Here is a 15,032-nt window from a genome sequence, read left to right as displayed (position 1 = left end):
GGGTGCCCCTATGTGGTGTGTCAAGCGGCGGCGGGTAGTTTCGTGGCTGGTTGTGGGTCGTAGAGGGCTCCATCTCGGATCATGGCGTGCAGGGTCAGGATGCGGCGGTGGGCCAGGGCGAGAACGGCCTGGTTATGACGCTTGCCCTGGTCTCGTTTGCGCTGGTAGTAGGCCCGGGAGACGGGGTCGGAGCGCAGGGAGGCGAAGGCGGACAGGAACATGGCGCGCTTGAGCCTCTTGTTGCCGCCGTGGGAGACGTGCTCACCACGGATCGATGAGCCGGAGCGGCGTGTGACGGGAGCGAGCCCGGCGTAGGAGGCCAGCTGGGCGCCGGTGTCGAAGGTCTTGCCCAGGGTCTCGGCCAGGAAGACGGCGGCGGTCCTGACCCCGATCCCGGGCATGGAGATCAGGACCTCATAAAGAGGGTGGGCCTCCACCAGGGCCTCGACCTGGGCGGCGACATCGGCCCGCTGAGCGTGCAGGGCGATGAGCTGCCTGGCCAGGTGAGGTAGCACCGTTGCGGCGGCGTCGGTGCCGGCGACCACCACGGTCTGGTGCTCCAGGGCCGAGACGATCTGGCCGGCCCAGGTGGCGTGCCGCCTGCACCCGTGCTTCTTGAGCCTGGCGTCAATCCTTGCCTTGCCCGCTCGCTTCAGATCGGCTGGGGTGGGCCAGGCGGCGATGACCTCCAAGACGGCGTCGTGCTCCAGCCAGGGCCCCACCACGGCCTCGAGGGCGGGGTGGATCTGGGTGTACAGGCCCCGGATCCGGTTAGCGCTCTGGTTGACCTGGCGGGCCAGGTCCAGGTCGAATCCCGTGAGCATCGACAAGGCGGCCGCGTCCTCGTCCGAGGCGCTGACGGCTCTCAGGGTGTGAGGCATGCTCCTGGCCGCGCCGGCGATGACGGCCGCGTCCTTCGCGTCGGTCTTGGCGCTGCCCGGCGTCAGGTCGGCGATGCGTCGCATCGACAGTCCGGGCAGGTAGCCCACGGTGATGCCCATGTCCTGGGCCACCGCCACGGCCAGGGCCCCGATGGTGGCGGGCTGGTCGACCACCACCAGCAGCCTCCCGTGGTCGGCCAGCTTGCCGTAAAGGGAACGCAGACGTGCCTCGTCATTGGGAAGGGGCTTGTCGAGGACCTTCCGCCCGTCCCGGCTCAGGGCCGTGGCCCAGTGGTCCGTCTTGCCGACGTCGATGCCGATGAAGACCTCGATGTCCTCGATATCCATCTCTCCTGCCGCCTCTCGGTCAAGTCGATACGGGGCCAGCCGGTGGACGACCGGTTCCGCACCCACGTTACGAAAGACCTCACACGCGGTGGGTCGTTCCCCTTATCAGCGGTCACCAGCGTCGGTCACCAGCGTCCGGCTGCTGCGGGTGACAACACCCCCCGGATCATCTACGGACAGGGGCAAGACATCATGCCCACAGCAACTGGCCCGGCCCCGGACCACCCAGGACCACCAACAAGGTAACGGGAGGCCGCCGCCTGCCTACACTGACGGCGTGATCGACGGCCTGCCCCTGTCACCGCGCACCGACCCGCACACCCACTCGTCCTGCTCAGACGGCACGGACACGCCTGCCGGGCTCATGGCCTGCGCCGCACGGGCGGGGCTCGACGTCGTCGGTCTCACTGACCACGACACCACCGCCGGGTGGCAGGAGGCGGCCGAGGCCGTCGCCACCACCGGCGTCGCCCTCCTGCGTGGCACCGAGATCTCCTGCGCGGACCGGGGCGTCACCCTCCACCTGCTGGCCTACCTCTTCGACCCCGACGACGCCGCCCTCACCGAGGCCTTCGCCACGGCCCGGCGCTCGCGCCAGAGCCGCTCCAGACGCATGGTCGAGCTGCTGGGTGAGGACTACCCCGTCACCTGGCAGGACGTCCTCGAGCAGGCGGCGGGCTCGCACACCATCGGCAGGCCGCACATCGCCGACGCCCTCGTGGCCTCCGGCGCCTTCCGCGACCGGGCGGCCGCTTTCGACGGGCCCCTGGCCACCTCCAGCCCCTACTACGTTCACCACTGGGCGCTCGACCCGGTCGAGGCCTGCGCGCTCGTGCGCGCCGCCGGCGGCGTGCCCGTCGCCGCCCACCCCCGGGCGGCCGGGCGCCAGCGCCGCCTCGTGCCGGACGAGACCTTCGCGCGCATGGCTGAGGCGGGCCTGGCGGCCCTGGAGGTCGATCACCGCGACCACACCGCCGCCCAGCGCGAGCAGGCCCGGGCCCTGGCCGAGCGACTCGGGCTGGGGGTGTCGGGGGCCTCGGACTACCACGGCTGGGGCAAGCCGAACCGGCTGGGGGAGCACCTCATGCCGACCGCGCTCCTGGAGAGGGTCCTCGACGAGGGCAGGCTGGGGCTCGTCCTGCCCTGAGAGCCCCCGCCGGGTGGACCTGCCCGGGGCGCGGGCCTCGAAGGCAGGAGCCGGGCCCGCGGCCCGATACGGTAGCCCTCAACAACGCTGCTCACGGCGCCGCCCGACCCCGTACCCCGGACACACCTCATGCTCGAGTCGATCTTCAGCCCCGTCCTCTTCGCCACGGCCTTCACCACCATCCTCGTCATCCAGGACCCCCTGGGCGCCGTGCCGATCTTCCTCACGCTCACCGGCCGCCAGAATGACGCCGACCGGCGCCGCTCCGCCGCCCAGGCCACCCTGGTCTCCTTCTGGGTCATCCTCGTCTTCGCCCTCTTCGGCCAGTACATCCTGCGGTTCCTGGGCATCAGCGTGCCCGCCCTGCAGGTCTCCGGCGGGCTGCTGCTGCTCCTGGTCGCCCTCGAGCTGCTGACCGACGGCGACGACGACTCCGCCCCCTCCTCCGGCTCAACCAACACCGCCCTCGTCCCGCTGGGCACACCCTTGCTCGCCGGGCCGGGCGCCATCGTCGCCGCGATGGTCGCCGTCGAGTCCGCCAGCACGCCCGTCGTCGGGTGGGTGACGGTGGCCCTCGCCCTGCTGGCCACGCACGTGGTCGTCTGGGCCTCCCTGAGGTACTCGGTCGGCCTGCACCGGGTCCTGGGGGACACGGCCATCCGGGTGCTCACACGGATCTTCGGCCTCCTGCTGGCCGCCATCGCGGTGCAGATGATCGGTGACGGGCTCGTTGCCTTCGTCAAGGCCAGTTTCTTGTGACCAGCCGTGAGCAGGCGTTACCTTCCGTTCACCTAGCGTCGTCATGCTTCGACCGCCGCGCCCGACGGCGCGGTCCCCGCATCTCTCAGGAGGACACCGTGTCCGCTGACCTGCCCGACGGCATGACCCCCGACTCCCCCCAGGGGGCAGGTCCCCTCGCCGTTCCCCCCACCAACCCGCAGACGGTCTCCGAGGTCGCCCACGAGCTCAACCAGGCGGACAGGCTCACGCAGGGCCCTGAGGACCAGGAGCCCGCTGCCCGGGCCACGCGCTTTCTGGGCGCTGACCGCAACTGGCACCTCGTCTTCGGCTCGATCCTCGTCGTCTCCGCCGTGTGGTTCATGGCCTGGGCGGTCGGCTACGTCAACGACCCGGGCGACCACCTCATCCTGCTGGCGACCGCCGCCGTCGGTCTGTTCATGTCCTTCAACATCGGGGGCAACGACGTCGCCAACTCCTTCGGCACCTCGGTGGGCGCCGGCACCCTGTCGATGAAGCAGGCGCTGCTCGTCGCCTCCGTCTTCGAGGTCTCGGGCGCCGTGCTGGCGGGCGGTGACGTCACCGAGACGGTGCGCTCGGGGATCGTCGACCTGTCCCACGCGGCGCTCATGCCCATGGACTTCGCCTTCATCATGATGTCCGCCCTGCTCGGGGCGGCCCTGTGGCTGCTCATCGCCACGAAGATGGGCTGGCCGGTGTCCACCACGCACGCCATCATCGGCGGCATCGTCGGCGCGGCCGTCACCCTCGGCCTCATCACTGGCACCGGTGGCTTCGAGATGGTCCGGTGGAGCGAGATCGGCACGATCGCCATGTCCTGGGTGCTGTCCCCGTGCCTGGGGGCCCTGGCCTCCTGGTTCGTCTTCAGCCGGATCAAGAAGCACATCCTCATCTACGGTGAGGAGGCGGACTCGCGCATGCGCGCCATCCACGCCGAGCGCATCGCCCACCGCGAGGCCCACCGCGCCTCCTTCGAGCGTCTGACCGAGCTTCAGCAGCTGGCCTACACCAACAAGATGACCCGCGACGCCGCCGCCCTGGCCATGCCGGACTTCGAGGAGGATGAGCTCGAGTCCGACTACTTCAAGGAGCTGCTGCGCATCGAGCGCAAGGCGGACAAGATCCAGTCCCACAAGGCCCTGGAGACGTGGGTCCCGCTGCTCGCCGCCGCCGGCTCGGTGGTGATCTCCGCCATGCTGCTGTTCAAGGGGCTCAAGAACCTCTCCCTCGGCCTGGACATGTTCCAGAACGTGCTCGTCATGGGCATGATCGCCGCCGTCGTCTGGTTCTCGATCTTCATCTTCGCCCGCTCGATGAAGAAGAAGTCCCTGTCCAAGGCGACCTTCACCCTCTTCGCCTGGATGCAGGTCTTCACGGCCTCCGCCTTCGCCTTCTCCCACGGCTCGAACGACATCGCCAACGCCGTGGGCCCCTTCGCGGCCATCATCGACGTCCTGCGCACCGACTCCCTGTCCGCCCACGCCGCCGTGCCCGCCGCCATCACGGTCGCCTGCGGCGCCGCCCTCATCTCGGGCCTGTGGTTCATCGGCCGCAACGTCATCAAGACCGTCGGCTCCGGTCTGACGAAGATGCACCCGGCCTCAGGCTTCGCCGCCGAGCTGTCGGCCGCGGCCGTGGTCATGGGGGCCTCGGTGCTGGGACTGCCGGTGTCCTCCACGCACATCCTCATCGGCGCCATCCTCGGCGTCGGCATCGTCAACAAGAGCGCCAACTGGCAGCTGATGAAGCCCATCGGGCTGGCCTGGGCCATCACCCTGCCGGCCTCAGCGGGTATCGGCGCCGTCGGCGTCCTCGTGCTGAGGGCCGTCTTCGGCTGAGAGACAGGATCGCATGACCGACGTGCTCGGGGCCGGCCACCAGGACATGGTGGCCGGCCCCGAGCAACGTTGCGCGGCTCGCCGCGGCCTGTCAGTCGCCGGAGCGGGCGGCGCCACCGCCACGGGTGCGCTTGCGGGTGCGTGAGCGCGGCGGGCGCGTGCCCGTGCCCTGCGCGGCGGCCGCGGAGCCGTCCGCTGAGCCCGCGGCCGTGGTGGAGCGCCCTCGGCGGGAGCGATCACCGCGTCCACCACGACCGGTGCGCTCGCCGTCACGGCTGCGCCCGCGCCCACCGCGACCGGTGCGGTCCCCACGACCGCCGTCGCGCCGCGAGCGGCCGGTCTCGCCGAGGTCCTCGATCTCCTCCGCGCCCAGGCCCGCCAGGGTCCGCTGGGAGCGGGGGAGCGTGCCCGTGACCCCCTCGGGGATGTGCAGGTCCGTGAACAGGTGCGCGCTCGTGTGGTAGGTCTCCACCGGCTCCTCCTGGGGCAGGCCGAGGGCCTTGGCGATGAGCCGCCAGCGCGGGGTGTCGTCCCAGTCTACGAAGGTGATGGCCGTGCCCGAGCTCCCGGCGCGTCCCGTGCGGCCGATGCGGTGGACGTAGATCTTCTCGTCCTCGGGGCACTGGTAGTTGATGACGTGGGTGACGTCATCGACGTCGATACCGCGGGCGGCGACGTCAGTGGCGACCAGGACGTCGATCTTGCCGTTGCGCAAGGCGCGCAGCGCCTGCTCGCGGGCCCCCTGGCCGAGGTCCCCGTGCAGCGCTCCGGTGGCGAAGCCGCGGGCCGCGAGGTCCTCGGCCACACGCGCGGCCGTGCGCTTGGTGCGCGCGAAGATGATCGTGCGACCGCGTCCCTCGGCCTGCAGCACGCGGGCGACGACCTCGACCTTGTTGAGGGCGTGCGTGCGGTAGACGACCTGCCGGACGGTGGTGACGGTCATCGAGTCGTCACCGGGGTCCTGGGCACGGATGTGTGTGGGCTGGGTCATGTAGCGGCGGGCGAGGGCGACGACGGCGCCGGGCATCGTCGCGCTGAAGAGCATGGTCTGGCGGTCCGGCCGGGTGCGGGCGAGGATCTTCTCGACGTCGGGAAGGAAGCCCAGGTCGAGCATCTCGTCCGCCTCGTCGAGCACGACGGTGGTGACGTGGGCCAGGTCGAGCACGCCGCGGTCCATGAGGTCGATGAGGCGTCCGGGCGTGCCGACGACGACCTCCGCGCCCTTCTCCAGGGCCTCGATCTGCGGCTCGTAGGCGCGTCCGCCGTAGACCTCGACGATGCGCACGGTGCGCCTGGCGGCGGCCTGGCCGAGCTCGGTGGCCACCTGCTTGGCGAGCTCGCGGGTGGGCAGGACGACGAGCGCCTGCGGGGAGCCGGCCGCGGGGTCCTCGTCCCAGCCCTCCTCCCCAGGGCCGAGCGTGTCCATGAGCAGGGGGATGCCGAAGCCCAGGGTCTTTCCGGTGCCGGTCTTGGCCTGGCCGATGATGTCGAGGCCCTCGAGCGCGACCGGCAGGGTCAGGGCCTGGATGGGGAAGGGGTGGGTGATGCCCTTGGCGGCCAGCGCCTCGCTGATCTCCGGCTCGACGCCGTAGTCGGCGAAGGTCTTGTGCGTCAGATCGAGCGTGTCTCCCTCGTCGGTGATGTCCGGCGTGGCCTCCTCCAGGACGGGCGCGTGGGCGCCCGCGGTGGCGAGGATGCCGGTCGTGGGGGTGGCAGGGGCCTCGGCGACGGCTGAGGCGCCCTCCGGGGTGTCGAGAGGGGCAGTGGTGGGGTTCTCGTTCTCCACGAGGTTCCTCCGGTCAGTGGGTGACCGCCAGCACGTGGTCCGTGGGCGCGTGCGGCGGCCCGGCGGGCGTGGCGTGCGAGGGCGCCCGCGCCCTGCGGACTCAGGCCCCGGGGCGGTGGCGCGACGCGGTCGCGGGTGTGGCAGCCGATCGTGAATCGTGCCCCGCTCAGGGCCGTGGGGCCGGCGGGGCGTGGCTGCTGGACGACCGGGCAACCGTGGACGCACCCAGCCTAGCCTCAGGTGGGCCCTGGGTCCCTGTGAGGTGGCCCGGCGGTGGGCGGCTCGTGTGCGATGTCACTCGTGGTGTCAGTGACCGGTGGCACGCCTACGCTGTGACCATGAGTACCGCTGTGCCGCCCGCCCACGTCACCGCCGTCGCCGGCCTCGTCGCCTTCTCCTGCACCGTGGCCTCCATCCGCCACGCCAAGGACGCGGGCAAGGCTCCCCGCATGGTGGAGCGGGCCGAGCTGTTGAGCATGAGCGCGCAGCGTGTGAGCGCCTTCGCCGACGTCGATGCCCTCCTGCGGTCGCTGGGCACGGACGCCCCGACGGCGGCCCAGCCCTACCAGGGGTGCCTCGGGGAGCTCGACGAGCGCCTGCGCCCCGCAGACTGGTACGAGCGCCTGCTCAAGAGCCACCTCTACCTGGGCATGCTCAGGGACTTCTGCCGCGCCCTCGTGGCGGCGCTGCCTGAGGGGCCGCGCGAGGCCCTGGACCGGGCCCTGTCCGAGGACGCCTTCGAGGACTTCGCCGCCGCCCAGCTCCTGCCGGGGGTCACGGCCGACCCGCAGCTGGCGGGCCGGATGGGGCTGTGGGGGCGCCGGGTCGTGGGCGAGGAGATCGGCTCGCTGCTGCGCGTGCTGGCGGGCATCCCCGACCTGCTCGGGGGACCGGTCAGCCAGGCCGACCTGCACGAGGCGCTGTCCGACGGCGCCCTGCGGCGCGTCCAGGGCCTGGGCCTCAACGCCTGAGCGGCGCCGGGCCCCTCAGACGCCGAAGCCGACCCGACGGGGTGCGGCCTCACCGAGCTCGGCGTAGGCCAGGGACCCGGCGGGGACGAAGACCTTGCGGCCCTTGTCGTCGCTGATGGTGACGTCCTGCGTGGCCGCGCCGGACAGGGCCGCGAGCACGTCCTCCTGGGACGCGGAGGTCTCGAGGGACAGCTCGCGGGGGGAGTGCTTGATACCGATCGTCACCTGCATGGTCGCTCCGTCTGTCGTGCGTGGTGCGCGCCCGGGGGACTCCGGGCGCTGCCTGCGGTGATCCTATGGGCCCGGGGCGCGCGCGCCGGTGCCGCCACCGCCCCGACGGCAGGGTTCAGCGGCGGGCGGACGCGGCAGCGCCCGTCAGGCCCCGCAAGGGGCGGCCCGTGCTCGGCGTCGGTTGCGTGTCGGTGGCCCGTGGTGTGATGGTTCCGTGACACCAGCCCAAGGACCAGCGCACGCTCCCACCACGCACGGTGGGGCACCGGTGCGGGCGCAGGTGCGTCTGCTGCCCGCCCTCGAGCCTCCCGGCCTGCCCGGCCCCGACGCTGACGCCGAGGTGGTCCTCACGCGCGCCGCCGCCGGGGAGGACCTCGTCGTCCTCGGTGCTCCCGGCACGGGCAAGTCCACGCTGGCGCTGCACCTGCTCACGACGGCCGTCGCCCGCGGCCGCGACGCGCTCCTGCTGGCCCCGACCCGCTCGCGCGCGGACCTGCTGCGCACCCGGGCGGCGCGGCTGCTCGGTGCCGACGGCGGGGGAGTGGTGCGCGTGCGCACGCCCGCGGGCTTCGCCCTGACCGTCCTGAGCACCTTCCTCACTGCCCGGGTGGACCCGCTGCCGGCCCCCGTCCTGCTCGCCGGGGCTGAGGAGGACGCCGCGCTCGCCGCCCTGCTGCACCCGTCCCAGTGGCCCGGCCTACCTGCCGAGGCCGTCCGCTCCCGGGCCCTGCGCACCGAGCTGCGCAACCTGCTGGCCCGCGCGGGCGAGCTCGGCGTCACGGCCGAGGAGCTCGCCGACTGGGGGAGGCGTCTTGACGTGCCCCTGTGGCAGCCGGCCTCCGAGCTGCTGCGCGCCTGGGACGCCCAGGGCCGGGCGAGCGCCGGACGACGCAGCCAGACCCGGCGCATGGACTCCGCCCGTGTCCAGGACCGCGCCATCGAGGCCCTGGACGGGTGGGAGCGCGAGGGAGTCACTGAACCGCGTCCTGTGCCCGACCTCGTCATCGTCGATGACTACCAGGACTGCACGGCCGTCACCGCCCGCCTGCTCGTGGCCCTGGCCCGGCCCGACCGCGCCGGGCACCGGGCGCAGGTCCTCGTCCTGGGGGACCCGGACGTCGCCGTCGAGACCTTCCGTGGAGGCACGCCCAGCCTCCTGGTCGAGGCCGAGGACCGCACGGGCCTGGGCGCCACCCGCCTGCGGCTGGGGACCCGGCACCGCGGGGGCCCCGCCCTCGTGCGCGTGTGGGAGGACCAGGCCTCACGCCTGACTGTCACCGGCACGGCCTCGCACCGGGCGCCGCAGCTGGCAGCCGTCCCCGAGTGGAGCGCCACGTCGCCCAGCGCCTGCGGCGGCCACGGCGCCCCGGGCAGCGGCCCGGCGGGTGGCCCCGTAGGCCCTGGGGGCGGGGCACCCGCCGGTGTCGAGGTCCTGGTGGCCGCCTCTGAGCCCCAGGAGGCCGCGCACGTCGCCCGGGTGCTGCGCACCGAGCACGTCCACCACGGCACCGGCTGGGAGCACATGGCCGTCATCCTGCGCTCCGCCGGCCGCGCCCGTGCCGTGGCCCGTGAGCTGCGCCGACGCGGTGTGCCCCTGGCCTCCACGACCCCTGCCGTGCTGCTGCGCGCCGAGCCGGCCGCCGCCGCCCTGCTCGCCGTCGCCCGAGCCGCGCTCGAGGGGCGCCTCGGGGACGCCACCGCCGCGCCCGAGCGCCCCAACGCCCTCGACCTGCTCACCAGCCCTCTTATCGGGCTCACCGTCCTCGACCTGCGCCGTCTGCGCCGTCACCTGCGAGCCGCCAGGAGCGCCGAGCAGTCCCCGGATGAGCACCTCCTGGCCGTCCTGGCCAGCACCACCGAGGCGGATGCCCTCGCCGCCGCCCTGCGCGACGACGCCGACGCCCTGGCCGAGCAGGCCGGCAGGCTCGCCCGCGCGGCGGCCGTCGTCGCCGCCCTGAGACAGGTGGTCGAGGACTGCCGCGACGAGGACGGTGCCCTCGGGCACGTGGACGTCGAGCGCCTGCTGTGGCGGGCATGGCAGGCCTCGGGCCGCGCCGGAGCCTGGCGCGCTCGGGCCCTCGACCCCCTCGCACGCACCTCGCACACCGCCGCCGTGCTCGCCGAGGCCGCCGAGCACGACCTCGACGTCGTCACTACCCTGTTCAAGCGCGCCGAGGTGTGGGCCGAGCGCCACCCGGGGGCCGGGGCCGGCGACTTCCTCGACGAGCTCGCCGCCGAGGTCCTGCCCTCCGACTCCGTCGCCCCCCAGGGCGTGCGCCCCGCTGGTGTCAGCGTCCTGACCCCCGCGGCTGCCGCCGGCCGCGAGTGGCAGGTCGTCGCCGTCATGGGCCTGGGCCGGGACGCCTGGCCGGACCTGCGCCTGCGCGACACGCTCACCCGGTCCGGGCTGCTCGTCGATGCCGTCACCGGCCGCCTGCCGCTGGACGCCGACGGCCGGCCCACCTGCGTCCTCGACCCCGTCAGCGCCCGTGGAGAGGTCCGCGCCGACGAGCGCCGCATGCTCCTGGCCTCCCTCACCCGTGCCCGCAGGCGCCTGGTCGTGACCGCCGTGAGCGATGAGGAGCACGCGCCCTCCTCCTTCCTCCTGGAGGTCGCGCGCGCCGCCGGCGCCGTCGTCCAGGACTCCGACGGGCATGTGCTCACCGCTGCCGAGACCGGGGACCTCACCCTGCGCAGCCTCGTCGGCGAGCTGCGCCACGCCCTGGTCACCGGCCACCTGCCCGGCGCCGACGCGCAGCAGCGTGAGCGTGCCCGCGCCGCCGCCACCATGCTGGCCCGCCTGGCCGCCGAGCACGTGCCGGGTGCCTCTCCCTCCTCCTGGCTCGGCGTGTCCGGGCCCTCGAGCAGCGCCCGCCTCGTGCCAGTGGGCGGCAGGGTGCGGGTCAGCCCCTCCGACGTCGAGGCCCTGAGCGCCTGCCCGCTCAGGTGGTTCCTCCAGCGCAACGGCGCCGGCGGGGCCCCCTCGAAGGCACAGGAGCTGGGCAACGTCGTCCACGAGCTCGCGCAGGAGGCCCAGGACAACGGGTTGCGCGGCGAGGCTCTCATGGCGCGCTTCGAGGAGCGCCTGCCCGGTCTCGGCTTCCCGGCCACGTGGGTGGGAGCCGTTGAGACGGCCCGGGCACGCGCCATCGTCGAGCGGCTGAGACGCTACCTCGAGTCCGTCCCCGGTCCTGTCGAGGTCGAGCAGACGATCCAGGTGGACCTCGACCTGCCCGTGCCGCCCGACGACGGTTTCCCGGACGGCACCGTGCGCCTGACCCTGGCCGGGCGCATCGACCGCCTCGAGGACCTCGGGCAGACGGAGGACGGACGCCGACGGGTCCGCCTCATCGACCTCAAGACCGGCAAGCACGTCAACGCCGAACCCGCCCGTCACCCCCAGCTCGCCGCCTACCGCCTGGCCCTGGAGGCCACGGGCTACGAGGTCAGTGGCGCCGCCCTCGTCCTGCTGGGCAAGGACCCGCTCAAGAAGGACAACGGGATGCCCGCCCTGGCGCCCGCCGGCGCCGCCCTCGACCCGAGCCCGGACCCGCAGACCGGGCAGGACTGGGCCCGGACGCTGCTCGTGACCGCTGCGAGGGCCGCCAGCGCCGACGTGCTGAGCGCCCGTAGCGGCGCGCACTGCCGTACCTGCCCGGTCAAGGACTCCTGCCCGGTGCAGCCAGAAGGAAGGAGGACCGTCTCGTGACCGCGCAGCCCACCCCCGAGGACCTCGCCCGGGCGCTCGGCATGCCGCGACCCACCGCCGAGCAGTCTGAGGTCATCGCCCACCCGCTGAGCCCGCTGCTCGTCGTCGCCGGCGCGGGATCGGGCAAGACCGCCACCATGAGCCAGCGGGTGGTGCACCTGGTTGCCTCCGGGCACGTCCGTCCCGACCAGGTCCTCGGCCTGACCTTCACCCGCAAGGCCACCGCCGAGCTCGACCAGCGCGTGAACGTCCGGCTCGCCCAGCTCGCCGCCTCCGGCCTGCGCGCCCTGCGTGAGGACGAGCCGGGGCCCACGGTCGCCACCTACAACGCCTTCGCCGGCTCCCTCGTGCGCGAGCACGGTCTGCGCATCGGCCTTGACCCTGACTCCGTGCTCATCACCGAGGCCCGCGCGTGGCAGATCGTCAGCCGCATCGTCGAGGAGACCACCCTGGACCTGCCCGTGGGCTCCGTCGGCACCGCCACTGCTGCCGTGCTGCGCCTGGACGGGGCCCTGTCGGAGAACCTCCTGGAGGTCGAGGAGGCCCACAGCGGGCTGGACGACCTCGCCGGCCTGTTCGAGGGCCTCGCCCGGATCCGTGGCCTCAAGTCCGTCATGGGCACGTCGTCGGGGGTCATGACGGCCCAGCGCGACATGCTCGCCCTCGTGGCCCAGTACCGTGACCACAAGCGCCGTCACGGCCTGCTCGACTTCGGCGAGCAGATCGCCCTGGCCTACCGTGTGGCCGAGGAGGTCCCTCAAGCCGCTCAGGCCGTGCGTGAGCAGTACCCGGCGGTCCTGCTCGACGAGTTCCAGGACACCTCCGTGGCGCAGACCCGGCTGCTCAGCGCCCTGTTCTCCGACGGCGGCGTCACCGCGGTGGGGGACCCCAACCAGGCGATCTACGGCTGGCGGGGAGCCAGCGCCGGCGCCCTCGACACCTTCCACGCCATGTTCAACCCCTCGGGCACCGCCGCCGTGGCCGCCGGCGCCGACCCGCAGCAGGCGACCCCCGTGCGGCCCCTGTCAACGGCCTGGCGCAGCGACCGCCGCATCCTCGCCGTCGCCAACGCCACCTCCCAGCCCCTGCGTGAGCACACGCTCCAGCCCGGTGACGCCCAGGTCGCGCACATCCCGGTCACCCGCCTCAACGAGCGTCCCGCCTCCACCGGGCTCGCGGAGGGCACGGTGGCGGCGGCCTTCGTCCAGGACCCGCTCGAGGAGGCGCGCACCATCGCCGACTTCCTCCAGGAGCGTTGGAGCCCCAGCGCCTCCATGGCCGTCCTGTGCCGCACGCGCGGCCAGTTCGCGGCCGTGGCCGAGGCACTGCAGGAGCGTGGGCTGCCCTGCGAGGTCGTCGGGCTTGGAGGCATGCTTGCTGTCCCCGAGGTCGCGGACGTGCGCGCGCTGCTGACCGTCGCGGCTGACCCGGAGAGGGGTGACCGTCTGGTGCGCCTGCTCACCGGGCACGGAATCGGCGCCTCGGACCTCCGGGCCCTGGCGCTGCTGGCCCGCCACCAGGTCGCCTCCGGCGACAGGCGACCGGGCGTGCAGGCCGAGACGCCCTTCCTCGCCGAGTCCATCGACGCCCTCACCCGGTGGGCCGAGGACCAGGCCCCGGACGGCCAGGGGGATGGCGCCGCGGGCCTGACCGAGTCCGGACGGCGCACCGCCGTGCGCCTGGGACGGGCCATGGCCCGGGTCCGCGCCGCTTTGTCCCTGCCGCTGCCAGAGCTGGTGGTGCTCGCCGAGCAGGCCCTCGACCTCGACATCGAGATCGCCGCCCGGGTGGACGACCGCATGGGACGCCGGGCGCTGGACAGCCTGCGCACCGTCGCCGAGCGCTTCACCGCGGAGATGGAGGCGCCGACCCTCGCAGACTTCCTCACGTGGCTCGACACCGCCGAGGAGCGTGAGGCAGGCCTGTCCGCCCCGGAGGTCGAGCCCGAGCCCGGTGCCGTGCAGGTGCTCACGGTCCACGCCTCCAAGGGCCTGGAGTGGGACGTCGTCGTCGTGTGCGGCCTCAACGAGCAGGTCTTCCCCTCCTACAGGTCAGGCGTCAGACCGGACCGGAAGCTGACGACGGGCGGCTGGATGACCTCTTCCCAGGAGTTTCCCCACCCCTTGCGTGCTGACGCCGCGACCCTGCCGCCCTTCGAGCTGGGCCTCGTCGAGCCCCAGGACGCCGAGCAGGACGAGGTCAAGGCCATGCTCAGCGAGTACCGGCTCGCCCTGGGGCGCCATGCGCTGGCCGAGGAGCGGCGCCTGGCCTACGTCGCCTTCACCCGGGCCCGCCACGACCTGCTCCTGACCGGATCGCACCTGGCCAAGCAGGCCACCACGCCTCGGCCCATGTCCCGTTTCCTCGACGAGCTGGTGCGCCGAGGACTCGTGGAGCCCTATGCCCAGGGCATCGTTGACCTGGACCCCGAGGCCAGCAACGCGCTGACCACCCGTGTGAGGGAGGGGACCTGGCCCTTCGACGCCTGCGAGGTGGACAGCACGACGCCTGCCGGGCGAGGCGGGACGGAGGCGGCGCGGCGGCGTGCCGACGCGCGGCGAGCCGCCCGCCGCGAGGGAGCCCTCGACGTCGCTGCGGCGGGCAGTGTCGCTGTGGCGGGCGCCCGGCATCCGGGGCAGGGCGACCCCTTGGTGGCCCGCTGGGAGCAGGACCTGGAGCTGCTGCTCGCACAGCGGCACGCCGACGAGTGCCGTGTGCCCGAGGTGCGCCTGCCCGCGCACCTGGCCGCCACCAGCCTCGACCGCCTGCGCACGGACCCCGCCGCCTTCGCCACCGACCTTCGCCGTCCGCTGCCCCGCGAGCCCCAGCCCGCGGCCCGCCTGGGCACGCTCTTCCACGAGGCCGTCGCCCAGCGGCTCGCCGCCCAGGGCAGCCTGCTGACCCTGGCGCAGGCGGGTGCGCCCGACACCCTGGACGAGCAGGACCGTGCACAGCTCGAGCGCTGGCTCGCCACCGCCGAGTCCCTGCCCCTGCTGCGCGGGTGGAGCCTGGCCGACACCGAGGTCGAGCGCGAGCTCACCATCGGGGCCACGACCCTGCGCTGCCGTATCGACGCGGTCTTCCGCCGCGAGGGCGCCCGCGAGGACGAGGAGGGGGCCTGGCTCGTCGTGGACTGGAAGACGGGGCAGCGGCGCGTGCCCGTGGACCAGCTGAGCGTCTACGTCCACGCCTGGGCCTCCTCACTGGGGGTGCCCACGAGCGCCGTGCGCGCGGCCTACGTCTACGTCGCCCCAGAGCAGGGTGAGGTCGATGAGCTCGCGGGCGCGGACCTGCTGGGTCTTGAGGAGATCGCGCGCGTCCTCGCCCCGGCCTGAGACGGGCCTGCAGGCGGTTCGGAGCCG

General features: G+C 73.5%; 9 protein-coding genes. 6 read left to right on the top strand and 3 right to left on the bottom strand.

Annotation, left to right across the window (positions count from 1 at the left end; translation table 11 throughout):
* Positions 1 to 20: 20 nt before the first annotated feature.
* The gene (locus ACSJJR_RS09475) at positions 21 to 1,229 is read right to left on the bottom strand and encodes an IS110 family transposase (RefSeq protein ID WP_435941460.1); all 1,209 of its coding nucleotides are present in this window, start codon (positions 1,227 to 1,229) and stop codon (positions 21 to 23) included.
* A gap of 277 nt (positions 1,230 to 1,506) precedes the next feature.
* On the opposite strand from ACSJJR_RS09475, the gene ACSJJR_RS09470 reads away from it, so the two are divergent.
* The 3 genes from ACSJJR_RS09470 (at position 1,507) to ACSJJR_RS09460 (ending at position 4,973) form a co-directional block, all read left to right on the top strand.
* Positions 1,507 to 2,376 carry a PHP domain-containing protein gene (locus ACSJJR_RS09470; RefSeq protein WP_435943170.1) on the top strand — a complete coding sequence of 290 codons (870 nt, stop codon included), beginning with the start codon at positions 1,507 to 1,509 and terminating at the stop codon, positions 2,374 to 2,376.
* A gap of 129 nt (positions 2,377 to 2,505) precedes the next feature.
* Positions 2,506 to 3,135, top strand: a complete 630-nt coding sequence (locus tag ACSJJR_RS09465) for a MarC family protein (protein WP_435943169.1) — start codon at positions 2,506 to 2,508, stop codon at positions 3,133 to 3,135.
* Positions 3,136 to 3,233: 98 nt separating this feature from the next.
* A complete protein-coding gene (locus tag ACSJJR_RS09460; RefSeq protein ID WP_435943168.1) occupies positions 3,234 to 4,973 on the top strand; it encodes an inorganic phosphate transporter in 1,740 nt (579 codons plus the stop codon).
* A 91-nt stretch (positions 4,974 to 5,064) separates the two neighbouring features.
* Here ACSJJR_RS09460 and ACSJJR_RS09455 read toward each other — a convergent pair whose 3' ends face one another.
* Positions 5,065 to 6,759, bottom strand: coding sequence for a DEAD/DEAH box helicase (locus tag ACSJJR_RS09455; RefSeq protein ID WP_435943167.1), 1,695 nt, complete (start codon positions 6,757 to 6,759; stop codon positions 5,065 to 5,067).
* A 338-nt stretch (positions 6,760 to 7,097) separates the two neighbouring features.
* On the opposite strand from ACSJJR_RS09455, the gene ACSJJR_RS09450 reads away from it, so the two are divergent.
* Positions 7,098 to 7,730 carry a ferritin-like fold-containing protein gene (locus ACSJJR_RS09450; RefSeq protein WP_435943166.1) on the top strand — a complete coding sequence of 211 codons (633 nt, stop codon included), beginning with the start codon at positions 7,098 to 7,100 and terminating at the stop codon, positions 7,728 to 7,730.
* A 15-nt stretch (positions 7,731 to 7,745) separates the two neighbouring features.
* On the opposite strand, the gene ACSJJR_RS09445 is transcribed toward ACSJJR_RS09450, so the two are convergent.
* Positions 7,746 to 7,961: a DUF3107 domain-containing protein gene (locus ACSJJR_RS09445; protein WP_435943165.1), complete on the bottom strand. Its 216-nt coding sequence runs from the start codon at positions 7,959 to 7,961 to the stop codon at positions 7,746 to 7,748.
* A 214-nt stretch (positions 7,962 to 8,175) separates the two neighbouring features.
* Between ACSJJR_RS09445 and ACSJJR_RS09440 the strand changes: the two genes are divergently transcribed.
* Together ACSJJR_RS09440 and ACSJJR_RS09435 are read left to right on the top strand one after the other, a co-directional pair.
* On the top strand, positions 8,176 to 11,670 hold the full coding sequence (locus ACSJJR_RS09440; protein ID WP_435943164.1) for a PD-(D/E)XK nuclease family protein: 3,495 nt from the start codon (positions 8,176 to 8,178) through the stop codon (positions 11,668 to 11,670).
* A complete protein-coding gene (locus ACSJJR_RS09435; RefSeq protein ID WP_435943163.1) occupies positions 11,667 to 15,005 on the top strand; it encodes a UvrD-helicase domain-containing protein in 3,339 nt (1,112 codons plus the stop codon). The genes ACSJJR_RS09440 and ACSJJR_RS09435 overlap by 4 nt, the downstream gene beginning before the upstream one ends.
* Positions 15,006 to 15,032 lie beyond the last annotated feature (27 nt).

It is taken from the genome of Actinomyces sp. W5033, from assembly GCF_051303165.1.
The sequence above is the reverse complement of the archived record's forward strand: the minus strand, read 5'-3'. Positions and strand labels throughout refer to the sequence as shown.

Bases quoted from the DNA above. Each gene is read 5' to 3' on its own strand.
- ACSJJR_RS09475 (WP_435941460.1), bottom strand. From the start codon at position 1,229: ATGGATATCGAGGACATCGAGGTCTTCATCGGCATCGACGTCGGCAAG.
- ACSJJR_RS09465 (WP_435943169.1), top strand. From the start codon at position 2,506: ATGCTCGAGTCGATCTTCAGCCCCGTCCTCTTCGCCACGGCCTTCACC.
- ACSJJR_RS09450 (WP_435943166.1), top strand. From the start codon at position 7,098: ATGAGTACCGCTGTGCCGCCCGCCCACGTCACCGCCGTCGCCGGCCTC.
- ACSJJR_RS09445 (WP_435943165.1), bottom strand. From the start codon at position 7,961: ATGCAGGTGACGATCGGTATCAAGCACTCCCCCCGCGAGCTGTCCCTC.